Below are 24,916 nucleotides of genomic sequence, written 5' to 3' on the forward strand. Positions count from 1 at the left end.
GGGTATTCCTTATCTATCTAATACGTTGAGTTATCTGGAACCTGTCCCATTGCGTTCTCGCCAGAGAACGCAATAAGACAGGTTCTGCGTTTAGTTGCCGCGCACTTTATATGGCGCTTGATTTACAACATCTTCTGGTTAACGTTCTGCCAGAAAAATCACTAATTCTTTCGTTGCTCCAGACGGCGTAAGGCGCGTTCACGACGGCTTTCCTCACGGCTTCTGTCCAGCAGGATCTCTTCGATAAACGCCAGGTGACGGTGGGACGCTTCACGCGCCTCTTCCGGCTTCCCGGCAATAATTGCTTCAAAAATACGGGTACGGTGACTGCTAACCAGTGGCAGCATTTCACGACGCGCATACAGCAATTCGAAGTTTTGCCGAACGTTCTGGGCCAGCATCGGCTCCATACACCTTAGCAAATGGAGCAGCACCACATTGTGTGCCGCTTCGGTGACAGCAATTTGATACTGGAGTACCGCATCAGATTCGCCGTCAAGATCGCCGGACTGTTGAGCAAGCTCGATCGCATGGTGGAGTTCACGGATACGCGTTTTGTCTTCATCCGTGCTGCGCAGTGCAGCGTAATAAGCCGCAATACCTTCCAGCGCATGGCGCGTCTCAAGCAGGTCAAACTGGGATTCAGGATGGTCGGAGAGCAGCTCTACCAGTGGGTCGCTAAAGCTCTGCCACAGGCTGCTCTGAACAAAAGTGCCACCGCCCTGACGACGAAGCAGTAAGCCCTTCGCTTCAAGGCGTTGGATCGCCTCGCGTAAGGAGGGGCGGGAGACGTCGAACTGTTTTGCCAGCTCGCGTTCCGGTGGGAGTTTTTCTCCGGGGCGAAGTGTCCCCTCAAGAATTAAAAACTCCAGCTGCTGCTCAATCACATCGGAGAGTTTTGGTTGGCGGATTTTGCTGTAGGCCATGATTTCCTGTCTTAAGCCATTTGCCCGGAGTCAATTGGTCTTACCAATTTCATGTTCTTGACGCTAAAGTAACAAAGTATTCACCTTCTGTCCATACAGGTTTTGATTGAAATCAGTAAAGGAGGCATATTTTAACAACATTACAGAAATAACGTTTCAAACATGTAACTATGCACAAATGTTAAATTTACCCACCCCGGGGTAGTTTTAACGGAATTGAAACGAAAAATTATCTCATCTGAACCGATTCACCTGCTTATTTATCGATATATCAACCACTATTATTGAATAGAAATTCAAAATGGAAATTTTGTGGTAGATAAACTCGCATTTACAAATGGTTTCTTTTTATTCAACTCGTCATCTTCCCCGCATAAAGCAGGTGCATTCGCGCTCGCATATCATTATTCTGATCAAGACAAAAGTATTAAGGCAACATTTCATCAAAAGCATCTGTAAACAAATTAATACAACAAACGGAATTGCAAACTTACACACGCATTGCTGCGTAGTTCAAAAAATAAGCACTCGAAATATGAAGAGTAAAACCACACACGAGGTTTCATGATGGAAAGTCAACAGCATGGCGATCAGCTCAAGCGCGGCCTTAAGAACCGCCATATACAGCTAATCGCGCTGGGTGGCGCGATTGGTACCGGGTTATTCCTTGGTAGCGCATCCGTTATCCAGTCTGCAGGACCGGGTATTATTCTGGGTTACGCTATTGCCGGCTTTATCGCCTTTTTGATTATGCGTCAGTTAGGTGAAATGGTGGTTGAAGAGCCCGTTGCAGGCTCATTTAGTCACTTTGCTTATAAATACTGGGGCGGTTTCGCGGGGTTCTCTTCCGGCTGGAACTATTGGGTGCTGTACGTGCTGGTTGCTATGGCTGAGCTAACTGCCGTGGGTAAATACATCCAGTTCTGGTACCCGGAGATCCCAACATGGGTGTCTGCGGCTGCCTTCTTTGTGTTGATCAACGCCATCAACCTGACCAACGTGAAAGTGTTTGGTGAGATGGAGTTCTGGTTCGCCATTATTAAAGTCATTGCCGTCGTAGCGATGATCCTGTTCGGCGGCTGGTTACTGTTTAGCGGTAACGGCGGCCCGCAGGCCAGCGTCAGCAACCTGTGGGACCAGGGAGGCTTCCTGCCGCATGGCTTCACCGGTCTGGTGATGATGATGGCTATTATTATGTTCTCTTTCGGTGGGCTGGAGCTGGTCGGGATCACCGCAGCAGAAGCGGATAACCCGGAGCAAAGCATTCCCAAAGCGACCAACCAGGTTATCTACCGTATCCTGATTTTCTATGTGGGTTCGCTGGCGGTTCTGCTTTCCCTGATGCCGTGGACGCGTGTCACGGCCGATACCAGCCCGTTTGTCCTTATTTTCCACGAGCTGGGCGACACCTTTGTTGCTAATGCCCTGAACATCGTAGTGCTGACTGCCGCCCTTTCTGTCTATAACAGCTGCGTATACTGCAACAGCCGTATGCTGTTCGGTCTGGCACAGCAGGGCAATGCGCCGAAAGCGCTGATGAACGTAGATAAACGCGGTGTACCGGTGAACACCATTCTGGTTTCCGCACTGGTGACGGCTCTTTGTGTGCTGATCAACTACCTGGCACCGGAATCCGCCTTTGGCTTGCTGATGGCGCTGGTGGTTTCCGCACTGGTGATCAACTGGGCAATGATTAGCCTGGCGCACATGAAGTTCCGCAAAGCCAAACAGCAGCAGGGTGTTACCACCCGCTTCCCGGCGCTGCTCTATCCGCTGGGTAACTGGGTGTGCCTGATTTTCATGGCTGCAGTACTGGTGATTATGCTGATGACGCCGGGCATGGCGATCTCGGTATACTTAATCCCTGTATGGATTGCCATTCTTGGCATCGGCTACCTGTGTAAACAGAAAACGGCCGGTGCGGTTAAAGCGCATTAATCCCCCCTCCCCCCACCTGCGTCAGGTGGGGGTTGTTACCTGTCTCACACTTTCCCACTCACGACTGTTTAGTCCATATCAGCGGCGTTATCCTGCAACGCAAAAACACCAGTGCCGGACAATAATTCTCTCCATATCTCATTAATGGAGAGCAGTTGATGGAAACCAGTAAGCTCACGGTGAAAGAAAAGATCGGCTATGGAATGGGCGACGCCGGATGCAACATCATCTTTGGCGCCATCATGTTGTTTGTTAACTATTTTTACACAGACATTTTTGGTCTGGCACCTGCACTGGTCGGCGTATTACTGCTCTCAGTACGCGTTATCGACGCCGTTACCGACCCAATAATGGGCGCGATGGCCGACCGCACCCGTAGTAAATATGGTCGATTTCGTCCATGGCTTTTATGGATGGCTTTCCCGTACGCATTATTCAGCGTACTAATGTTTACCACCCCTGAGTGGACCTATAACAGCAAAGTTATCTATGCGTTCGTTACCTACTTCCTGCTATCTATTACTTATACAGCGATCAACATTCCCTACTGCTCGCTCGGTAGCGTCATCACCAACGATCCGAAGGAACGCGTCGCCTGCCAGTCATATCGCTTTGTGTTGGTAGGCATTGCAACCCTGCTTCTGTCTCTCACCTTGCTGCCAATGGCCGACTGGTTCGGCGGGGAAGACAAAGCCAAAGGATATCAGATGGCGATGGCGGTTCTGGCTTTCATCGGCATGTGTATGTTCCTGTTTTGCTTCGCTACGGTCCGTGAACGCGTACGCCCTGCTGTCCAGACCAATGATGATTTAAAAGCCGATCTGAAAGACGTGTGGAAGAACGATCAGTGGGTAAAAATTCTGCTGTTAACACTGTGCAACGTCTGTCCGGGCTTTATTCGCATGGCTGCCACCATGTACTACGTGACCTGGGTTATGCAGCAAAGCACGCAGTTCGCAACGCTGTTTATCAGTCTTGGTGTGGTCGGCATGATGATCGGCAGTATGCTGGCGAAGGTATTAACCGATCGCTGGTGCAAACTGAAAGTCTTCTTCTGGACCAATATTATCCTGGCGATTTTCTCTGCCGCGTTTTACTTCTTCGATCCGAAAGCAACCATGATGATTATGGTGCTCTACTTCCTGCTCAACATCCTGCACCAAATTCCTTCTCCGCTGCACTGGTCGCTGATGGCGGATGTCGATGACTATGGCGAGTGGAAAACCGGTAAACGCATCACCGGAATCAGCTTCTCCGGTAACCTGTTCTTCCTGAAACTGGGCCTGGCGATTGCCGGAGCGATGGTCGGGTTCCTGCTCTCCTGGTACGGCTACGACGCTGGGGCGAAAGCGCAAAGCGACTCTGCCATTAACGGTATTATGCTGCTGTTTACCATCATACCGGGCGTAGGCTACCTGATTACCGCAGGCGTGGTTCGTCTGCTGAAAGTTGACCGCGAGTTTATGCAGCAAATCCAGACAGATTTAGAAAAGCGCCGCGCCAACTACCGTGAACTGAATGAATACCACGATATAAAAACGACTGAAACCGTAAGGAAAGCCTAATGAATCAGTGGCCAAATCCCTTTATTGAACAGCGTGCCGATCCGTTTATCTTACGTGACGGTAGCCACTATTATTTCATTGCTTCAGTACCCGAATATGACCGCCTGGAGATACGCCGGGCCGACTCGCTGGAAGGGTTGCGCACCGCCGCCCAGGTTGTCGTCTGGCGCAAACCAGAAAGCGGCCCCATGAGCCAACTCATCTGGGCACCCGAAATCCATCATCTGGCAGGCAAGTGGTACATCTATTTTGCTGCCACCCATACACAGTCGCTCGACAAGCTGGGGATGTTCCAGCATCGCATGTTTGCGCTCGAATGTGCCGACGCCGATCCGCTGACCGGCCAGTGGACTGAGAAAGGTCAGATTAAAACGCAGTTTGATACCTTTGCGCTTGATGCCACCACCTTTAACCATCAGGGAAAACAGTGGTACCTCTGGGCGCAGAAGTCTCCCGATATCGCCGGAAACTCAAATATCTATCTCGCAGAGCTGGAAAATCCATGGACGATTAAAGGCGAGCCGATCATGCTAAGCCACCCTGAGTATGACTGGGAATGCCGGGGTTTTTGGGTCAACGAAGGTCCTGCCGTCATGGTTCATGGCGATAAGCTGTTTATCAGCTATTCCGCCAGCGCCACCGATGAGAACTACTGTATGGGATTATTGTGGATTGACCTCAACGCCGATCCGCTCAACCCACAGAACTGGCACAAATCACCGCGCCCGGTCTTTACCACCAGTTATGAAAACCGCCAGTTTGGGCCAGGACACAACAGCTTTACACAAACGCCGGAAGGTGAAGATGTGCTGGTGTATCACGCGAGAAACTACACCGAAATCGAGGGCGATCCGCTGTACGACCCAAACCGCCACACTCGTCTGAAGCTCGTGCGTTGGGACGAAAACGGCATGCCAGATTTTGGCGTGCCGCCTGCTGATACGAACTAAACCGTTGCACTGCCCGGTGGCGCTAACGCTTACCGGGCCTACACGTTTTTTCATTTTAAGCCGGATAAGCGTTAGCGCCATCCGGCACAACGCTATACTAATGCCCCATAAATGGTGAGCACCGCAATAACCACCACCACAAACGAGGTTTTCTTCGCCAGCGAAACGGCGGCTTTTGGCGTTTCGATTTTATCGGTGTGCGGTTCACGCGCCAGCGAGAACTGCGCCAGACGCGTAAGCACCTGATATTGCGACGTGTGCAGATCCGCAAGCGAGGCAAACCAGGCCGGCAGCGCTTTCTCACCGTGTCCCAGCAACGCATAGACCACACCCGCAAGACGCACCGGGATCCAATCCAGCACATGCAGGATCGCATCAATACCTGATTGCAGACGCTGGTGCGGTGTCTGATAGCGCGCCAGCCAGGACTGCCAGGCACGTAAAAAAGCATAACCAACCAGCGTCACAGGTCCCCACGGACCACCGACAATCAACCAAAATAACGGTGCCAGATAAAAGCGGAAGTTGTTCCATAACAGCGCGTTCTGCAGTTCGCGCAAGAATTCACGCTCATCGCAGTCCGGCGGAACCCCATGGATAAGCGTCAGCTCGCTGGCCATCGCATCACGGGCGTGAGCATCATCACGAGCAGCCGCGTTCAGATAAGCGTGATAGTGAAGGCGCGCCTTGCCAGCACCGATGCACAGCAAGCCAATTATGATCCACGCCACCAGCAACGGAACATTAAACAACAGCCCATGAAGTGCGCGCAGTAGCAGAAATGTCACTCCCATCGCAATAAGAGTCATGCCTACCGTACGCATCATCGAGAAATGCTTAATCCGGCGGAAAAAAGCTTCAATCCGGTGATCAAGCTGCCAGTGCTCACCCAGCTTAAACAGGCGTTCAACAATCAACACCAATAATGTTGTAAACAGCGTCATGTCATCTCCTTGTGCGACGAGGGGGTGACCAGGGCGCGGAACCTTGCCCAGTCAAAGGACGGCCCGGGATCGGTCTTACGCTCGGGCGCAATATTGCAATGTCCTGTCATGTTGTTAGCAATGGCCGGATAACGCGTAACCAGAGTATTCGTCACGGCAGCCAGTTGCTGATACTGCGCATCGGTATAGGCCAGCGTATCCGTCCCTTCCAACTCAATACCAATTGAAAAATCATTACAGCGTTCTCGCCCTTGATAGCTCGACACACCCGCATGCCAGGCGCGTTTATCAAAAGGCACATATTGCACGATTTCACCGTCACGGCGAATCAAACAATGGGCCGAAACACGCAGATGGGCGATCCCGGCAAAATAAGGATGGGCGTTGGGATCAATCGTGCCCGTAAACAGCGCGTCTATCCACGGGCCGCCAAACTCGCCGGGCGGCAAGCTGATATTATGCACCACCAGCAGAGAAGGGTTTTCGTCATCCGGGCGGCAATCGTAATGCGGAGAGGGAACGCGTCGCGCCTCTGCCAGCCAGCCCTCGTCTAACAACATGCAGAATCTCCTTATTGGTGGTGCTCATATCTGGTTCAGGGTAGCATGTTTCCACCTTATGATTCGTTAGCTATTTGGAGTTTTATCATGCCGCCTCGCCGCTATAACCCTGACTACCGACGTGACGCGCTGTTGGAACGCATAAATCTGGATATCCCTGCCGCTGTAGCTCAGGCGCTGCGTGAAGATTTAGGCGGAGAAGTTGATGCCAATAACGATATCACCGCACAGCTTTTACCCGAAGACATGCGCTCCCATGCCACCGTAATCACCCGCGAAGATGGCGTTTTTTGTGGAAAACGTTGGGTGGAAGAGGTCTTTATTCAGCTGGCTGGCGATGATGTCAACATCACCTGGCATGTCGAAGATGGCGACAGCATAAAGGCCAATCAGCCGCTGTTTGAACTGGACGGCCCTTCCCGCGTTTTACTGACCGGTGAACGTACTGCGCTGAATTTTGTGCAGACGCTTTCAGGTGTAGCGAGCGAAGTGCGTAAATACGTCGACCTGTTAGTGGGAACCAAGACCCAACTGCTGGATACGCGTAAAACACTGCCGGGACTGCGTACCGCGCTAAAATACGCCGTATTGTGCGGCGGCGGTGCGAATCATCGTTTGGGGCTCTCCGACGCCTTCCTGATAAAAGAAAACCACATTATTGCTTCCGGCTCGGTACGTCAGGCCGTCGAAAAAGCCTTCTGGTTGCACCCGGATGTGCCGGTTGAAGTCGAAGTAGAAAGCCTGGATGAGCTGGACGACGCGCTGAAAGCCGGGGCCGACATCATCATGCTCGATAACTTCGAAACTGACCAAATGCGCGAAGCGGTAAAACGCACCAACGGCCAGGCGCGTCTGGAAGTGTCGGGCAACGTCACCCATGAAACGCTGCGCGAATTTGCCGAAACCGGTGTCGACTTTATCTCCGTTGGCGCACTGACCAAACATGTTCGCGCACTCGATCTCTCCATGCGATTTCGCTAATTGCTGATTGTATTGCCCGATGACGCTTAGCTTATCGGGCCTACTACACAAGTTTATTCTGTAAGCCGGATACGGCATTTACACCTCCATCCGGCAGTTTCTTCGAGTCTCTTCGCAAATACATTGTCTGACTCTGTAATTTCGTAAAAATCCTCTGAACCCACTTTCCCGTTTTGTTTTTTGTCTCTCGTCGTCCTCCCGTCGGTTTGCCAAAGTAGCGCCAGCAAACTCAAGGAGCGAACGATGAACAAGCAACGAGGCTTTACACTTATCGAACTCATGGTGGTAATTGGCATTATTGCCATCCTTAGCGCCATCGGCATTCCGGCATATCAAAACTATCTGCGCAAAGCCGCGCTGACAGACATGCTGCAAACCTTTGTCCCCTATCGCACGGCGGTTGAGCTCTGTGCACTGGAGCATGGCGGAACAGATACCTGCGATGCCGGAACGAATGGTATTCCCTCTCCAACAACTACCCGTTACGTCTCAGCCATGAGCGTTGAAAAGGGAGTTGTCAGTCTTAGTGGGCAGGAAAGCCTGAACGGGCTAAGCATCACCATGACGCCAGGTTGGGACAATGCCAACGGTATTACCGGTTGGAACCGAAACTGCGTCATCCAGAACGACAGCGCATTGCAGCAGGCCTGTGAAGACGTTTTCCGCTTTGATACCCACTAAGGAACAGAGATGAACACCACCCAACTTACGGCGCTATGCCAACGTTATCAGGCAATATTACTGGATGCAGACAATGAAGTGGTGCATATCGCCGTCGTAGACGCCCCATCACACGAGCTGCTGGATGCGCTGCATTTTGCCACCACCCGGCGCATCGACATTGTCTGCTGGACACGTCAGCAAATGGAAGGCCACACACATACACCGCAGACAATGCTCCCGGCAGTGGTCACGAAAAGCAGCGCCAGCGCAGCAGACTTGCTGAATCAGACGTTTCATTCCGCTCTGACGCAACGGGCTTCTGATATTCATTTTGAACCCGAGGAAAATCACTATCGAATCAGATTACGCGTAGATGGCGTGCTTCACGCTTTACCGGAAGTGACGACCGAGATGGGCATTGCCATTACCGCAAGGTTAAAAGTATTAGGCAGCCTGGATATCGCCGAGCATCGGCTTCCACAAGACGGACAATTTACCGTTGAGATTTCAGGAGAGCCGGTCTCGTTTCGCATCGCCACCCTGCCCTGTCGCTACGGCGAAAAGGTCGTGTTGCGGCTACTTCATCAGGTCGATCAGTCACTAGAGATCGCCGCGCTGGGAATGCAAGACGCGCAGCTGACCGCATTTTCGCAAGCCTTACAGCAGCCTCAGGGGCTGATTCTGGTTACCGGGCCTACCGGAAGCGGCAAAACGGTCACGCTGTACAGTGCGCTGCAAACCCGAAACACCCCGGATGTGAATCTTTGTAGCGTGGAAGATCCGGTAGAGATCCCGATCGCAGGTCTCAACCAGACGCAAATTCACCCACGTGCCGGCCTGACTTTTCAGGGAGTCTTACGTGCTCTGCTGCGCCAGGATCCCGACATTATCATGGTGGGTGAAATCCGCGATGGCGAAACGGCCGAAATAGCCCTTAAAGCCGCGCAAACCGGCCATCTGGTTCTTTCTACGCTGCATACCAATTCCACCAGTGAAACGCTGGTGCGCCTGCAACAAATGGGTGTCGCACGCTGGATGATCGCCTCCGCGCTGACGCTCGTTATTGCACAGCGGTTGGTCAGAAAGTTGTGCCCCCATTGCCGACAACGTCAGAGTACGCCTATCACGCTCCCAAAAGCTGTCTGGCCTACACCACTACCGAATTGGCAGGCTCCTGGCTGCAAACATTGTTATTACGGATTTTATGGTCGTGCGGCATTGTTTGAAGTGCTCCCTGTTACTCCGGCATTACGTCAGAGTATTGCCAGTGGCACATCCGTAGACGAAGTGGAATCTGATGCTCAGCAATCAGGAATGAGAACGCTTTTCGAGAATGGCTGTCAGGCCGTCGAGCAAGGGTTAACGACATTTGAAGAGCTGATTCGTGTACTTGGCATACCTCATGTCCACTAAACAGCTTTGGCGCTGGCAAGGTATTAACAACGAAGGTAAATCGCTGGAAGGCACACTATGGGCCGATACCCGACCGTCATTGATGCTGGCTCTTGAGAAACAACAAATTACGCCGCTGCGCATTAAACGTATGCGTGTCAAAACCTCGCACTGGAGCCGTACAAGAAGTGCCGAAACCATACACCAGTTGGCGACATTACTAAAGGCAGGGTTAACGCTCTCAACAGGGCTAGCTCTGCTTGCTGAACAGCATCCCAGCAGTCAATGGCAGGCGCTACTGCGTACGCTGGCTTACGATATGGAACAGGGCATTACCCTCTCCACCTCGTTATCACAATGGCAACACGTTTTTCCGCCCCTTTACCAGGCAATGATCCGTACCGGAGAACTTACGGGTAAGCTGGACGACTGCTGTTTTGAACTCGCCCACCAGCAAAAGAAACAACAGCAACTTGCTGATAAAGTTAGAAAAGCCCTGCGCTATCCGATCATCATCATAACAATGGCAGTGATGGTCGTATTTGCGATGCTGCAGTTTGTACTCCCTGAGTTTGCCGCTATCTACCAGACGTTCAACACCCCGCTACCGGCGCTCACTCAGTGGATTATTACCATCGCACACTGTAGCAGCCAATGGGGATGGCTGACGGTAACACTTGTCCTGGTAGCAGTTGCCACACATCATTTGATAAAGCAGAAACCGTACTGGCTCATTCTGCGCCAGAAATTGCTGCTCAGCCTCCCGGTCATAGGGCCGATGGTGAGAGGGCAAAAACTCACGCAGATATTCACTGTTCTGGCGTTAACGCAAAATGCGGGCATTCCCTTTTTGCAGGGTCTTGAGAGCGTTACCGAAACGCTGGCTAACCCTTTCTGGTCGCAACGTTTAGCACTGGTTCAGCAGGATATCAGCGCTGGAAAACCGATCTGGTTAGCGCTTAAAAATAGTGGTGAATTCAGCCCATTGTGTATACAGCTGGTCAGAACTGGTGAAGCTTCGGGCTCGCTGGATGCAATGCTGCGCAATCTTGCGCATCACCATGGCGAGAAAACCCTGGCTCAGGCTGAGAATTTGGCTGCATTACTTGAGCCTGCGTTGCTGATCATTACGGGGCTTATCATCGGTACCCTAGTCGTCGCGATGTATTTACCGATTTTCCATTTGGGAGATGCGATGAGCGGAGTAGGATAAATTCAAATGCCGGATGGCGGCGTAACGCCATCAGGCATTTCACAGAACTAGCTGTTCTTACAGACTATTGAAAACACGGTTTTCTTGTTCCTGTACACGAATAAACGTTGTACGTTTGGTCAGCTCTTTCAGACGGGATGCGCCGACATAGGTACAGGCAGAACGCAGGCCGCCGAGGATATCGCGAGCGGTATTATCAACCGGGCCGCGCAGTGGCAACTTGACGGTTTTACCTTCTGCGGCGCGGTACTGTGCAACACCACCTACGTGACGCGTCATGGCAGATTCAGAACTCATACCGTAGAACAGCATGAATTTCTCACCGTTCTCCTCAACAATTTTGCCGCCACTTTCTTCATGACCAGCCAGCATGCCGCCAAGCATCACGAAGTCTGCGCCGCCACCGAACGCTTTTGCCACGTCACCCGGCATCGTGCAGCCGCCGTCGCTGACAATCATGCCACCCAGACCGTGGGCTGCATCGGCGCATTCAATAACCGCAGAAAGCTGTGGATAGCCAACGCCGGTTTTTACACGTGTGGTACATACTGAACCAGGGCCAATGCCGACTTTGACAATATCAGCACCGGAGAGCACCAGCTCTTCACACATTTCACCGGTGACCACATTGCCCGCACAGATCGTTTTTGTCGGCCATGCTTCACGCGCTTTCGACACGAACTGAACAAAATGCTCTGAGTAGCCATTGGCCACATCAATGCAGATAAAGTTCAGCGCGGGGTTGAGCGCCAGAATCTGTTTAGTTTTTTCGAAATCTGCATCAGACGTACCGGTTGAAACCATTACGTGTTTGAGCACATCGGCAGAGCTCTCTGCGATGAAGGCGGCCCAGTCTTCAACAGAATAGTGTTTGTGCACAGCGGTCAGGATGTCGAAGGATGCCAGTGCCGTTGCCATGGCAAACGTCCCGACAGTGTCCATGTTCGCGGCAATAATAGGTACGCCGGACCAGGTCTGACCTGAATGCTTAAAGGTAAATTGACGTTCCAGCTCAACATCGGAACGGCTTTTGAGAGTAGAACGCTTAGGGCGGATAAGAACGTCTTTGAAACCTAACTTCAGATCTTCTTCGATACGCATGTGCGGATTCCTGGGGTTAATGGCGAAAAATCGAAACTCACAACTCCAGTGACGCTATCATACGCACTAATCAATGCCGCGCAAGACTGCGAAATTCTCTTTTTTTACGCTACAATCCCATAAATTTACCTGGCGAATAGTAGGTTAATCCTGCAGCAGCCTCGCCTTCGCACGCATAACTTTTAACTGTTTGATAATCAAACTTAAACTCCAGGATCGGCATCTATGAGGTATACGGTAGCCTTAACCGGCGGCATTGGCAGTGGTAAAAGCACCGTTGCAAATGCGTTCGCTGACCTCGGAATAAACGTCATTGATGCAGATATTATTGCGCGCCAGGTGGTTGAACCCGGCACACCTGCTCTTAAGGCGATCGAAGAACATTTTGGTTCCGACGTTATAGCCGCAGACGGATCGTTGCAGCGACGCATTTTACGCGAACGCATTTTTTCCAATCCTGAGGAGAAAAGCTGGCTGAATGCCCTGCTCCATCCGCTTATTCAGCAGGAAACGCAGCGTCAGTTTCAGCAAGCAACCTCTCCTTATCTGCTATGGGTTGTCCCTTTGCTGGTGGAAAATTCGCTGTATAAAAAAGCCGACCGCGTACTCGTGGTGGATGTCACCCCCGAAACCCAGCTCAGACGCACCATGCAGCGTGATGACGTCACGCGTGAGCATGTTGAACAAATTCTTGCTGCCCAGGCAACGCGTGAAGCGCGGCTGGCCGTGGCAGACGATGTTATTGATAATAATGGCGCACCGGAAGCCATCGCCTCGGATGTCGCCCGCCTGCACGCGCTCTATTTGCAATGCGCGTCGCAGTTTGTCTCACAGGAAAAACCGTAATGCACACCCAGGTCCTTTTTGAACACCCTCTCAATGAGAAGATGCGCACATGGCTGCGCATTGAGTTTTTAATCCAACAGCTCTCCGTTAATTTGCCCATTGCTGACCATGCCGGCGCTCTGCATTTTTTCCGCAATATCGGAGATTTACTGGATGTATTTGAACGCGGCGAAGTCCGCACCGAACTCCTCAAGGAACTGGAACGACAGCAGCGTAAACTCCAGGCCTGGGTCGAAGTTCCCGGCGTCGATCAAAGCAGAATCGACTCTTTGCGTCAGCAGTTAAAAAGTGCAGGCAGCATTCTGATTTCTGCCCCGCGTATTGGACAGACGCTGCGCGAAGATCGTCTGATTGGTCTCGTCCGTCAGCGTTTAAGTATTCCTGGCGGGTGCTGCAGTTTCGATCTGCCGACCCTGCATATCTGGTTACACCTGGCACAGTCGCATCGTGACGCGCAGGTTGAAACCTGGCTTGCCAGCCTGAATCCGCTCAATCAGGCGCTGTCGCTGGTACTGGATTTAATTCGCAACTCAGCGCCGTTTCGTAAGCAAACCAGCCTGAATGGTTTTTATCAGGACAACGGCGAAGATGCAGATCTGCTACGCTTGCAGCTGCCGCTTGATTCGCTGCTTTATCCGCAAATTTCTGGTCATAAGAGCCGTTTTGCCATCCGTTTTATGCCGCTGGATAGCGAGAATGGTCAGGTGCCTGAGCGCCTCGATTTTGAACTGGCGTGCTGTTAAGGAGTCAACATGTCTGAACAAACCATCGTCAACTGCCCAACCTGCGGCAAGCCTGTAGTATGGGCTGAGGTCAGTCCGTTTCGCCCATTCTGCAGCAAGCGCTGCCAGTTAATCGATCTGGGAGAGTGGGCCGCAGAAGAGAAACGCATCCCAAGCTCTGGCGATCTGTCAGAAAGCGACGACTGGAGTGAAGAACAGAAGTAATTCTGCTAAAACGGTGGGTCAGATTAGGCAACGCCGCATCCGGCATTTTATGTTGTTTTGCCTGATGGCGCTGCGCTTATCAGGCCTACGAACTAAAACGTTGGGCGGGCATGCGTAGCGCCCCCGCCATAATTTGCCGGATGCGGCGTTGCCTTATCCGGCCTCCAGCACCATTAGCCAGCTATCAGCTTTTCAATGACCGGTGCATTCGCGGGCGGGAAATCCTGCGCATTCAGAGCATCTTGCGCAATCCACTGCGCCGGTTGCCCCTCTTTTCCCCACGGCTCGCCTTCCCAGCTTTCAACCAGCCAGAACCACAGAGTGATATGCCTGTCCGGAAACTGATACTCCAGCTTTTCGAACAATGAGCTTTGAGTCGGCGTGATCCCCACTTCTTCCTGTAGCTCGCGAATCAGCGCCTGCTCCGGTATTTCGCCCGCTTCAATTTTCCCGCCGGGGAACTCCAGCTTATTGGCCATGTGGGCATCAGCCGCACGCTGGGTGATAAAAATTTCATGTTGATGATTACGAATAATCCCGACGGCGATTTGCAGTATTTTCATCTTTATCGTCCATAAAAAAGGCGCAGAATTCTGCGCCTTTTCAGTAAGTTATTTTCTTAGCTCAGACGGCCGTGGCACTGTTTGTATTTTTTGCCAGAGCCGCAAGGACACGGATCGTTACGACCCACTTTACGATCGCCAGTTTGTGCTGCCAGCTCTTCTGCCGCGGCAGAATCGTCGCCTTTATGGCTCAATTGCTGCATCTGCGCTAAGCGCTCAGCTTCTTCACGACGCTGCTGCTCCATAGCTTCGACTTCTTCAGGCATACGCACCTGAACTTTGCTCAGGGTGCTGATCACTTCGTATTTCAGTGATTCCAGCATTGACGCAAACATAGAGAAAGATTCACGCTTGTATTCCTGCTTCGGATCTTTTTGCGCATAACCACGCAGGTGGATACCCTGGCGCAGATAGTCCATCGCAGCAAGGTGCTCTTTCCACAGGGAGTCGAGAGTTTGCAGCATCACGCCTTTTTCGAAGTGACGCATCATCTCCGCGCCCACAACTTCCTCTTTACGCTGATAAACTTCGATGGCGTTTGCCAGGATACGTTCACGCAGCGTTTCTTCGTGCAGCTCAGGCTCTTTATCCAGCCACTCTGAAATCGGCATCTCAAGATCGAAGTCGTTTTTCAGACGTTCCTGCAGACCCGGGATATCCCACATTTCCTCCAGAGACTGCGGCGGAATATAGGCATCAATAGTTGCTTTGAAGACATCTTCGCGGATGCTGTTGATGGTTTCGCTAACATCAGTTACGTCCAGCAGTTCGTTACGCTGGGTGTAGATAGCACGACGCTGGTCGTTGGCGACGTCATCATATTCCAGCAACTGCTTACGAATATCGAAGTTGCGGCTTTCCACTTTACGCTGCGCGTTAGCAATTGCTTTGGTCACCCATGGGTGTTCAATGGCTTCGCCAGGCTTCATACCCAGTTTACGCATCATGCCTGACACGCGGTCAGAGGCAAAAATACGCATCAGCGCATCTTCCATCGACAGATAGAAACGGGAAGAGCCCGCATCACCCTGACGGCCCGAACGACCACGCAGCTGGTTATCGATACGGCGAGATTCGTGACGCTCGGTACCGATAATATGCAAGCCACCGGCTGCTAATACCGCGTCATGGCGAACCTGCCACTCGGCTTTAATCTGCGCGATTTGTTCCGGAGTTGGGTTTTCCAGCTCGGCAACTTCCGCCTGCCAGCTACCGCCCAGCACGATATCGGTACCACGACCGGCCATGTTCGTCGCGATAGTCACGGCTGACGGATAACCCGCCTGGGCGACGATTGCAGCTTCGTTGGCGTGGAACTTGGCGTTCAGAACGTTGTGTTTGATACCCGCTTTGCTCAGCTCGTTAGACACTACTTCCGATTTTTCAATGGAGATAGTACCTACCAGTACCGGCTGGCCATTTGCAGTACGCTCTTTAATATCTTCAATGATCGCCTGAATTTTTTCCGCTTCGGTCATGTACACCAGATCCGGTAAATCCTTACGGATCATCGGACGGTTAGTCGGCACAACCACGGTATCCAGTTTGTAGATGGAGCTAAATTCAAACGCTTCAGTGTCGGCTGTACCGGTCATACCGGCCAGTTTTTCGTACAAACGGAAGTAGTTCTGGAAGGTAATAGATGCCAGCGTCTGGTTCTCGTTCTGGATCTCTACGCCTTCTTTAGCTTCAACAGCCTGGTGCAGACCATCGGACCAGCGACGCCCCTGCATGGTACGACCGGTGTGTTCATCGACGATGATAACTTCGCCGTCTTTCACGATGTAATCTACGTCGCGGGTAAACAGCACGTGCGCACGCAGTGCGGCAGTCACGTGGTGCATCAGCATAATGTTACCAGGAGAGTACAGTGACTCGCCCTCGTCCATAATGCCTTCGTTAACCAGCAGCTCTTCAATCAGTACCAGACCACGCTCGGTCAGGTTAACCTGGCGCGCTTTCTCATCAACAGAGAAGTGGCCTTCGCCCTGGAACGTGTCGGAATCTTCCTTCTCCTGACGGATCAGGTGCGGGATGATTTTATTAACTTTTTTGTACATTTCCGAGCTGTCTTCAGCCGGGCCGGAAATGATCAGCGGCGTACGCGCTTCATCGATCAGGATGGAGTCGACTTCATCGACCAGCGCATAGTGCAGTTTACGTTGAACACGCTCTTCCGGACTAAACGCCATGTTGTCACGCAGGTAGTCAAAGCCGTATTCGTTATTGGTACCGTAAGTAATATCGGCGTTATAGGCTTCACGCTTGGCTGGCGCAGGCAGGCCAGACATGTTGATACCAACGGTCATGCCGAGGAATTCAAACAGCGGGCGGTTATTTTCGGCATCACGCTGAGCCAGATAGTCGTTCACGGTAACCACGTGTACGCCCTTCCCGCTTAATGCGTTCAGGTAGGCTGGCAGCGTCGCGGTCAGGGTTTTACCTTCACCAGTACGCATTTCCGCGATGCAGCGATCGTTAAGCACCATACCGCCCAGCAGCTGAACGTCGAAGTGACGCATACCGAACACGCGCTTACTCGCTTCACGCACTACTGCGAACGCTTCCGGGATCAGGCTCTCAACGCTGGCACCTTTTTCCAGACGGGCGCGGAATTCAGCGGTCTTCGCTTTCAGTTCATCATCGGAGAGTTTTTCCATCTCCGGTTCCATCGCATTGATGACATTGACCACTTTACGCATACGACGCAGCGTACGCTCGTTACGGCTACCGAATACTTTCGTTAATAATTTGATTAGCATAATAAAATCTCAAACGCCCCGCGGTGCGGAGTCAAAAATTATAAGTTGGAAGGTTCTTTTTTAGCTGAGGCGTTGAGGACCAGCGCGGATACCCTGCTGCTGGCTAATCCAGACCGGAACGCTAAACGCGGCCTGAGAGGTAAAGTGTGCGTATGTCACGCGACTTACTGTCGCGGGCGGAGTGCCTTCTTGCGTCAGCATCGCGCTGAGCGTATTCAGTAACGCAAGATGGTGCGCCTGGATTGGCAATGGCTCTTCGGCAACGGGCAACGCCTGAGGTGCCATGGCAAAAGAAAGATGGCGGATAACCGTACGAATGGCATGTTGATGCCAGTAATCGACGGTAAAATTTGGGCGCCGATTGGTCGCTTCCAGCAAAGCAAGCTGGCTAAAGTTAACTTTAGCACCTTGATCGTGATTGCTGGCGGTCGCCTTCGCGGGAGTATTAGGTTCAGCAGCATTACCGAGCGCGGGCAGGCCAAAACTAGCCGCGACCATCCCCAACAGGAGATGCGGCCAGAAGTACCGTCTGCCTAACTGTCGCCAGCGCGTCAGTATTCCACTCACGTTATTGCCACCTGATATACCCTGCGTTTGGGGTTACAAATGCAAAACCATTTTTTGCGCACAAATCTTACCATTAATGCGTTCGCACCACAGCAGTAATGACAGCAAGTCGCGGGTAAATATGCTTAAGAAAGCAGCGATCGAACGGTATTTTAATCTACCTGTGGGGAAAAAGTCGCTTCAAATAAGGTGGTTTGCACTCGGAAGATAAAAAAACGACTGGCTCACCTGGCCGGAGAGAGTGCCAGATTTACCAGTCGAATTTATGCGACAGCGTATGTCGTTATGCCAGTACGGTCGATGGTGCTTTGAACGCCAACGGCAGTTCTGCATCGTCCTGGAAGGTCACATATTCCCAGGCTTCCTGTTTTGCCAGGACCGCCTGCAGCAGTTTGTTATTCAATGCATGACCGGATTTATACGCGGTAAATGCACCAATAATGTTGTGACCACACATGAACAAGTCACCGATCGCGTCGAGCATTTTGTGACGAACGAATTCATCTTCAAAACGCAGGCCGTCTTCGTTCAATACGCGATAATCGTCAACAACGATGGCACAATCGAAGCTGCCGCCCAGGCACAGGCCGCGGGACTGCAGATATTCGATATCACGCATGAAGCCGAAAGTACGCGCACGGCTGATCTGACGCATGAACGCATCCGCAGAGAAGTTCATCGCGTAGCGCTGCGTGCTGGAGTCGATCGCCGGATGGTTAAAGTCGATGGTGAAATCCAACGTAAAACCATTATACGGCTTAAACTCAGCCCACTTATCGCCATCTTCGACACGAACGGTCTCTTTGATGCGAACAAATTTTTTGGCGCTGCTCAGTTCTTCAATACCTGCATCAAGCAGCAGATAAACGAACGGAGCGGCACTGCCATCCATGATCGGGATTTCCGGTGCGTTAACTTCAATAACGATGTTATCGATACCTAAACCCGCCAGAGCAGCATTAAGGTGCTCTACGGTTGAAATCCGTACATCATGCTCATTGACCAGACACGTACAGAGCATGGTATCACGCACAGATTTGGCATCGGCCGGGAAATCTACCGGAGGATTCAAGTCGGTGCGACGATAGATGACCCCGGTGTTGGCCGGCGCAGGGCGTAATGTCAGGGTGACTTTTTTGCCGGTATGCAAACCGACGCCAGTCGCCTGAACGATACGTTTAAGAGTCCTTTGTTTGATCATCGTATAATCTCGCCAAATTACCTATCCAACCGAAGTGTACTATACATTCGGTGGGCCAGTTTAGCACAAAGAGCCACAATTCCCAAATTCCAGCTAATTCTTAATCAGCTTGCTTACGCAGGAATGCTGGGATATCCAGATAATCCGGCTCTTTGGTGGTTTGCGGCGTATTGTCGTTAACCACTTTCGCTACCGGTTTCTGCTCTTGCGTCAACGGCGCCATGCCGTGCTGCTGGTAACGATCCATTACCGGCTGCTGTACCTGCTTGTTGGTCACCAGAGTGATTTCAGGACGTTTGTCCATACCAATTCCAGTCGCAACAACGGTGACGCGCAGTTCGTCGTTCATATCCGGGTCCAGGGAGGTACCGATAACCACGGTCGCATTATCCGATGCAAAGGCACGAATCGTGTTACCGACGGTTTCGAACTCATCCAGACGCAGGTCGAAGCCCGCAGTAATGTTGACCAGCACGCCGCGCGCGCCAGACAGATCGATGTCTTCCAGCAGCGGAGAAGAGATAGCCATTTCAGCCGCTTCTTCTGCACGGTCTTCACCGCTTGCCACGCCTGAACCCATCATCGCGTAGCCCATTTCGGACATCACGGTGCGCACGTCTGCAAAGTCGACGTTCATCAGGCCCGGACGAGTAATCAGTTCAGCGATACCCTGGACTGCGCCTTTCAGCACGTCGTTCGCTGCGCCAAACGCATCCAGCAGGGAGATTCCGCGACCCAGCACTTTCAGCAGCTTGTCATTCGGAATAGTGATCAAAGAGTCCACATGTTTGGACAGCTCGGTGATACCCTGTTCCGCGAATGCCATACGCTTCTTACCTTCAAAATTGAAAGGCTTAGTCACGACAGCAACGGTCAGAATACCTAAATCTTTTGCTACTTCAGCAACCACTGGCGCTGCACCGGTACCGGTACCACCGCCCATGCCTGCTGCGATAAACACCATGTCTGCGCCGTCAAGCGCTGCACGCAGAGCTTCACGGTCTTCATCTGCCGCATTACGGCCTACTTCCGGGTTTGCACCCGCGCCCAGACCTTTGGTGATGCCGCTACCAATCTGAATGGTCTGTCCAACCGCCGTTTTACGCAACGCCTGAGCGTCGGTATTCACCGCGAAGAATTCAACACCTTCGATGCGCTCGCGCACCATGTGTTCAACGGCATTACCGCCGCCGCCGCCGACGCCGATGACTTTAATCACCGCGTCATTGGTTAGTTCCATAGGTTCAAACATAGTTTCTCTCTCCGTTGTGCCTGTCGCCTGAGACCGTTAATGTGCGTTGGTCTCTTTAAAAATTAAAACTCTTTTCGCAGCCAGCTATTGAGTCGTTTGATCCACGAGCCAACTGATGCCGTAACGCGTTTTTCAACTTCAGCCTCACCACTCAAATGGGATTCTTTCCCGTAGTGAAGCAGCCCCACTGCCGTTGAATAATAAGGCTCCTGGGCATAATCCGTCAGACCAGTGATATTCAGCGGTGCGCCAATACGTACTTGCGTATGGAACACGCGCTGTGCGCAGGCCGCAAGACCTTCAATTTGCGCAGCACCGCCGGTTAACACAATCCCCGCCGCCAGATGATGTTTCACACCCTGCTGGCGAAGCTGTTCTTGTAATTGCAAAATTTCTTCGTTGACCAGGTTGAGCAGCTCGGTATAACGCGGCTCAATGACCTCTGCCAGGGTCTGACGTTGCAGGCTACGCGGTGGACGACCACCTACGCTTGGCACTTCAACGCTTTCGTCTTTACCCACGATGGAGCCCAGCGCGCATCCATGACGCACTTTGATGGCTTCAGCATCGCTCGGCGGCGTACCAAAGGCATACGCGATATCGCTGGTCACTACATTCCCTGCATAAGGGATCACTTTAGTGTGGCGCAACGCCCCGCCAGTATAAACGGCGATGTCCATTGTACCACCACCAATATCCACCACGCAGACACCCAGCTCACGTTCATCTTCCGTCAACACGGAATAACTGGCTGCCAACCCGGCAAAAATCAGTTGGTCAACTTTCAGACCACAACGTTCAACGGCTTTGACAATGTTCTTCGCCATGTCGTTGTGGCAGGTAATAAGATGGACTTTTGCCTGCATACGCACGCCGGAAAGACCGACCGGATTTTTAATGCCTTCCTGGTAGTCGATGGCGTATTCCTGCGGAATAACGTGCAGAACACGATGTTCATCGCGAACGCGTACGGATTTTGCCGTATGTACTACGTTTTCCACATCTTCCTGCGTCACTTCCTCTTCGGAAATGGGCACCATACCAATTTCATTTTGACAGCTAATATGTTTACCGGAAAGTGCCAGATACACCGAGGAAATCTGGCAATCTGCCATCAGTTCAGCCTGGTCAATGGCGCGCTGTACGCACTTCACCACTGACTCAAGGTCATTCACCCCGCCTTTATCCATACCTCGCGATGGGCAACTGCCCACGCCAATGATATTGACCATACCGTCGGGCAGAACTTCCCCTACTAAAGCGGCTACCTTCGCGGTGCCAATCTCCAGTCCAACTACCAGTTTTCTGTCCGTCGCCTTGATCATTGTTGTTCTGCCTGTGCCTGATTCTGTTGCTGATTAGATTCCTCAGGCGGCAAGGGAACCCAGCCTACTGCCGCTCCTGAGTCATAACGCAAATCAACGTAGCTAATCCGTTTGCCATCGGTTTGCGCCTGCTGCTGTAAAACCGGGTAGAGTTCCACAAAGCGAGCCAAACGTTTTATCGTATCGCCCCTGCCCAGATTCAGCTTAATATCGTTATTCAGCGTCAACTGCCAGGAACGACGAGCGGTCATCGCCGCTTCCTTCAGGGTGAATCTATCCTTAGCCAGCACCTGCCCCATATCGCGGAACCCTTGCAACACTTCACTTGCGCTGCCTTCCGGTCCATACAACATGGGTAATACCTGCTTATTGGCCCGACCGGTTGGAACACTGAACGTATTTCCTTCAGCATCCACCATATGTTGGTCATTCCAACGCGCAATGGGCACATATTCAACCAGATGAATCTTCAATTCATCGGGCCATTGCTTTCTGACGCTCGCCTGTTTAATCCAGGGGAGGCGTTCAATTTGACTCTGAATGATGTTCACATCCTGAGTCATAAAGGTTCCCGGAGCGCCCAGCGCCAGAATGGACTGACGAATATCGTCATTGCGCGTGTAATGCCGTTCGCCGGTTAACACCAGTTTCGATAAAGGCAAACGTTGCGCATCTTCCATCCATCCCAACACTACCCAGCCGCTGACAAACACGGTGCACAGCACTGTCAGCAGGAATAATATTCCTGCAAGACGCGTTCCATTATTGCGGCGTGAGGAGTTTACTTCTTCTTCATCACCGTTTCGCGTGTTCAGCGCAGCCTGCGACATATCAGTCCGCCAACTCCAGAATTCTTACCACCAACTGCGAGAAGCTCAGCCCCGCCTGACGCGCCGCCATCGGCACCAGACTGTGGCTGGTCATACCCGGAGAGGTATTCGCTTCCAGCAGATAAAACTGGCCATCGCTGTCCAGCATGACGTCAATGCGACCCCAACCTTTACAGCCCAATGTGGTCCACGCTTTCAGGACTAATTCCTGTAAACGTGCCTCTTGTTCGACTTCCAGACCGGCAGGGCAGAAATATTGTGTCTCATCAGAGAGATACTTCGCCTCATAATCATAGAAGGTTCCCGCGGGTTGGATACGTATTGACGGTAAAATTTCTTCACCAAGCATCGCAACTGTAAATTCCGGGCCACTGAGCCATTTTTCGATCAGTACTTCTTCATCATGCTGAAAAGCCAATGCTAATGCACCATGCAAAGCATTTTCTTCTTCAACTTTTGACATCCCTACGCTTGAGCCTTCACGGCTTGGCTTCACAATCAGCGGCAAACCTAACGCAGAAATCTCCGTAACCACCTCATCGCTAAGACCTTTTTCGAATTCAGCGCGAGTCAATGCGACCCAAGGCGCGACCGGTAAACCAGCCCCCTGCCACAACAGTTTGCTGCGCAGTTTGTCCATCGAAATGGCAGAAGCCATGACGCCACTACCGGTATACGGCAGACCAATCAGCTCCAGCATGCCCTGCAACGTGCCATCTTCACCACCACGACCGTGCAGCGCAATAAACACCTTTTGAAAACCCATCGATTTCAAAAGAGTGACATCAACCTCTTTTGGGTCAATTGGATGAGCATCCACACCACCTTCGCGTAACCCTGCCAGTACGGCCGCGCCGGAATTCAGCGAAACGTCACGCTCTGCGGAAGTTCCCCCTAACAGGACCGCGATTTTATCAGCCATGTTGTTCTTCCTCCGGGTTTTGCGGCTTCAGTTTGATTTCAGCTAAGGAACGCGCGATTTTGCCGATATTTCCAGCGCCCTGCACCAAAATCAGATCGTTGCCGGTTAATACCGGCGCCAACATGTCTGCCACCTGAGCCGGATCTGATACCAGAATCGGGTCGATCTTACCGCGACCACGGATCGTACGGCACAGCGAGCGGCTGTCAGCCCCCGGAATCGCAGCTTCACCCGCGGCGTATACATCCAGCATCAACAGCGCATCGACCTGAGTCAGCACGTTGGCAAAGTCGTCATACAAATCGCGTGTACGCGTAAAGCGGTGCGGCTGGAACAGCATTACCAGATTTTTGTCCGGCCAGCCCGCGCGAGCAGCTTTAATCGTGGCATCCACTTCCGTTGGGTGATGACCATAATCATCCACCAGCATCGCCGTCCCGGCTTTACCGTTTACCGGCTCCAGCGGGAATTCGCCGAGGAAGTCAAAACGGCGTCCGGTGCCCTGGAAACTTTCCAGCGCGCGCAGAATTGCGTCGTCTTCAATGCCTTCTTCTGTTGCCACTGCCACCGCCGCCGCCGCGTTCAGCGCATTGTGACGGCCCGGTGCGTTCAACGTCACGCGTAAATCGGCCATCCCCTGACGCAGCAGCGTGAAGTGTCCTTGTGGACCAATCTGCTGGTAATCTTCGACGCGCACATCAGCATCATCGCTGAAACCATAGGTTGTGGTTTGACGACCAACTCGCGGCAACAACTCGCGGATCACCGGGTCGTCAACGCACATAACCGCACGACCATAAAACGGCAAGTTATGCAGGAAATTAATAAACGTCTGCTTTAAATTTTCGAAGTCACCATGGTAGGTATCCATATGATCGGCTTCGATATTGGTAACAATCGCTACCATCGGCTGCAAATGCAGGAACGACGCATCGCTCTCATCCGCCTCCGCAATTAAATAACGGCTATGACCCAGACGCGCATGGACGCCTGCGGCCTTCACCAGACCGCCGTTGACAAACGTCGGATCCAGCCCCGCTTCTGCGTAGATACTGGAGACCATCGCTGTTGTCGTGGTTTTACCGTGCGTCCCGGCAATGGCGATACCGTGACGAAAACGCATTAACTCCGCCAGCATTTCAGCACGACGGATCACCGGAATACGCGCTTCATGCGCCGCAACAATTTCCGGGTTATCCGCAGAAATCGCGCTGGATACCACCACCACGCTCGCATCACGCACATTTTCAGGGCGATGGTTGAAGAAAATCGTGGCGCCCAGATTCGTCAACTGCTGCGTCACCGGGTTCGGCGCCAGGTCAGAACCACTGATCTGATAACCTTCGTTGGCCAAAACTTCGGCAATACCGCCCATACCAGCACCACCGATGCCGACAAAGTGAATGTGCCGAACGCGACGCATTTCGGGCACGATGGAACGCAGTTTTGCCAGTTGTTGTGTATTCAT

Annotated in this window: 23 protein-coding genes; 10 read left to right on the top strand and 13 right to left on the bottom strand. The window is 52.2% G+C overall.

All coding sequences use genetic code 11. The annotated features are described in order from the left end of the window. Positions 1-161: 161 nt before the first annotated feature. Positions 162-926 carry a pyruvate dehydrogenase complex transcriptional repressor PdhR gene (gene pdhR, locus OGX94_RS16210; protein WP_003018699.1) on the bottom strand — a complete coding sequence of 255 codons (765 nt, stop codon included), beginning with the start codon at positions 924-926 and terminating at the stop codon, positions 162-164. Between the two features lie 564 nt (positions 927-1,490). On the opposite strand from pdhR, the gene aroP reads away from it, so the two are divergent. The 3 genes from aroP (at position 1,491) to OGX94_RS16225 (ending at position 5,379) form a co-directional block, all read left to right on the top strand. After that, positions 1,491-2,864: an aromatic amino acid transporter AroP gene (aroP, locus tag OGX94_RS16215; RefSeq protein WP_008786209.1), complete on the top strand. Its 1,374-nt coding sequence runs from the start codon at positions 1,491-1,493 to the stop codon at positions 2,862-2,864. A gap of 158 nt (positions 2,865-3,022) precedes the next feature. After that, the gene (locus OGX94_RS16220; protein ID WP_003829494.1) at positions 3,023-4,429 is read left to right on the top strand and encodes a glycoside-pentoside-hexuronide (GPH):cation symporter; all 1,407 of its coding nucleotides are present in this window, start codon (positions 3,023-3,025) and stop codon (positions 4,427-4,429) included. After that, positions 4,429-5,379 (top strand): glycoside hydrolase family 43 protein, encoded by a 951-nt coding sequence (locus tag OGX94_RS16225; protein WP_126319236.1) that lies wholly within the window; start codon positions 4,429-4,431, stop codon positions 5,377-5,379. Before OGX94_RS16220 ends, OGX94_RS16225 begins: the two co-directional genes overlap by 1 nt. Positions 5,380-5,471: 92 nt before the next feature. On the opposite strand, the gene ampE is transcribed toward OGX94_RS16225, so the two are convergent. Together ampE and ampD are read right to left on the bottom strand one after the other, a co-directional pair. Next, complete coding sequence (gene ampE / locus OGX94_RS16230) at positions 5,472-6,323, bottom strand: beta-lactamase regulator AmpE (RefSeq protein ID WP_286569592.1); 852 nt, start codon at positions 6,321-6,323, stop codon at positions 5,472-5,474. Further along, positions 6,320-6,883, bottom strand: coding sequence for a 1,6-anhydro-N-acetylmuramyl-L-alanine amidase AmpD (gene ampD / locus OGX94_RS16235; RefSeq protein ID WP_126956884.1), 564 nt, complete (start codon positions 6,881-6,883; stop codon positions 6,320-6,322). The genes ampE and ampD overlap by 4 nt, the downstream gene beginning before the upstream one ends. An 87-nt stretch (positions 6,884-6,970) precedes the next feature. Here ampD and nadC point away from each other — a divergent pair, with 87 nt between their 5' ends. The 4 genes from nadC (at position 6,971) to hofC (ending at position 11,132) form a co-directional block, all read left to right on the top strand. Further along, a complete protein-coding gene (nadC, locus tag OGX94_RS16240) occupies positions 6,971-7,864 on the top strand; it encodes a carboxylating nicotinate-nucleotide diphosphorylase (RefSeq protein ID WP_003829503.1) in 894 nt (297 codons plus the stop codon). Positions 7,865-8,107: 243 nt separating this feature from the next. Beyond that, complete coding sequence (gene ppdD, locus OGX94_RS16245) at positions 8,108-8,545, top strand: prepilin peptidase-dependent pilin (protein ID WP_003829506.1); 438 nt, start codon at positions 8,108-8,110, stop codon at positions 8,543-8,545. 9 nt (positions 8,546-8,554) lie between these two features. Then, the gene (gene gspE / locus OGX94_RS16250; protein ID WP_257662298.1) at positions 8,555-9,940 is read left to right on the top strand and encodes a type II secretion system protein GspE; all 1,386 of its coding nucleotides are present in this window, start codon (positions 8,555-8,557) and stop codon (positions 9,938-9,940) included. Next, positions 9,930-11,132, top strand: a complete 1,203-nt coding sequence (gene hofC, locus OGX94_RS16255; RefSeq protein WP_257662297.1) for a protein transport protein HofC — start codon at positions 9,930-9,932, stop codon at positions 11,130-11,132. The genes gspE and hofC overlap by 11 nt, the downstream gene beginning before the upstream one ends. A gap of 57 nt (positions 11,133-11,189) precedes the next feature. Here hofC and OGX94_RS16260 read toward each other — a convergent pair whose 3' ends face one another. Then, complete coding sequence (locus OGX94_RS16260) at positions 11,190-12,233, bottom strand: GMP reductase (RefSeq protein ID WP_003829510.1); 1,044 nt, start codon at positions 12,231-12,233, stop codon at positions 11,190-11,192. Between the two features lie 225 nt (positions 12,234-12,458). On the opposite strand from OGX94_RS16260, the gene coaE reads away from it, so the two are divergent. The 3 genes from coaE to yacG are packed head-to-tail and all read left to right on the top strand — an operon-like array spanning position 12,459 to position 14,026. After that, positions 12,459-13,079, top strand: a complete 621-nt coding sequence (gene coaE / locus OGX94_RS16265; RefSeq protein ID WP_003829511.1) for a dephospho-CoA kinase — start codon at positions 12,459-12,461, stop codon at positions 13,077-13,079. Next, positions 13,079-13,822: a cell division protein ZapD gene (zapD, locus tag OGX94_RS16270; RefSeq protein WP_003829513.1), complete on the top strand. Its 744-nt coding sequence runs from the start codon at positions 13,079-13,081 to the stop codon at positions 13,820-13,822. The genes coaE and zapD overlap by 1 nt, the downstream gene beginning before the upstream one ends. 9 nt (positions 13,823-13,831) lie before the next feature. Next, positions 13,832-14,026, top strand: coding sequence for a DNA gyrase inhibitor YacG (yacG, locus tag OGX94_RS16275; RefSeq protein WP_003018740.1), 195 nt, complete (start codon positions 13,832-13,834; stop codon positions 14,024-14,026). A 173-nt stretch (positions 14,027-14,199) separates the two neighbouring features. On the opposite strand, the gene mutT is transcribed toward yacG, so the two are convergent. The 9 genes from mutT to murC form a co-directional block, all read right to left on the bottom strand. Further along, complete coding sequence (mutT, locus tag OGX94_RS16280; RefSeq protein ID WP_257662296.1) at positions 14,200-14,589, bottom strand: 8-oxo-dGTP diphosphatase MutT; 390 nt, start codon at positions 14,587-14,589, stop codon at positions 14,200-14,202. Positions 14,590-14,645: 56 nt separating this feature from the next. Further along, a complete protein-coding gene (secA, locus tag OGX94_RS16285; protein ID WP_003829517.1) occupies positions 14,646-17,351 on the bottom strand; it encodes a preprotein translocase subunit SecA in 2,706 nt (901 codons plus the stop codon). A 60-nt stretch (positions 17,352-17,411) separates the two neighbouring features. Continuing rightward, entirely contained in the window at positions 17,412-17,918 is a 507-nt protein-coding gene (secM, locus tag OGX94_RS16290; protein WP_126956890.1) for a secA translation cis-regulator SecM, read from the bottom strand. Between the two features lie 283 nt (positions 17,919-18,201). Further along, on the bottom strand, positions 18,202-19,119 hold the full coding sequence (lpxC, locus tag OGX94_RS16295) for a UDP-3-O-acyl-N-acetylglucosamine deacetylase (protein ID WP_006686706.1): 918 nt from the start codon (positions 19,117-19,119) through the stop codon (positions 18,202-18,204). A gap of 100 nt (positions 19,120-19,219) precedes the next feature. Further along, complete coding sequence (gene ftsZ, locus OGX94_RS16300; RefSeq protein ID WP_003018753.1) at positions 19,220-20,371, bottom strand: cell division protein FtsZ; 1,152 nt, start codon at positions 20,369-20,371, stop codon at positions 19,220-19,222. A gap of 62 nt (positions 20,372-20,433) precedes the next feature. Next, on the bottom strand, positions 20,434-21,696 hold the full coding sequence (gene ftsA, locus OGX94_RS16305) for a cell division protein FtsA (RefSeq protein WP_003018755.1): 1,263 nt from the start codon (positions 21,694-21,696) through the stop codon (positions 20,434-20,436). After that, positions 21,693-22,526 carry a cell division protein FtsQ gene (gene ftsQ, locus OGX94_RS16310; RefSeq protein ID WP_003018758.1) on the bottom strand — a complete coding sequence of 278 codons (834 nt, stop codon included), beginning with the start codon at positions 22,524-22,526 and terminating at the stop codon, positions 21,693-21,695. The genes ftsA and ftsQ overlap by 4 nt, the downstream gene beginning before the upstream one ends. 1 nt (position 22,527) lies before the next feature. Continuing rightward, a complete protein-coding gene (locus OGX94_RS16315) occupies positions 22,528-23,448 on the bottom strand; it encodes a D-alanine--D-alanine ligase (protein WP_003829526.1) in 921 nt (306 codons plus the stop codon). Further along, on the bottom strand, positions 23,441-24,916 hold the full coding sequence (gene murC / locus OGX94_RS16320) for a UDP-N-acetylmuramate--L-alanine ligase (RefSeq protein ID WP_003018763.1): 1,476 nt from the start codon (positions 24,914-24,916) through the stop codon (positions 23,441-23,443). Before murC ends, OGX94_RS16315 begins: the two co-directional genes overlap by 8 nt.

The organism is Citrobacter sp. Cpo037 (assembly GCF_030332945.1).
GTDB lineage: Bacteria > Pseudomonadota > Gammaproteobacteria > Enterobacterales > Enterobacteriaceae > Citrobacter > Citrobacter portucalensis.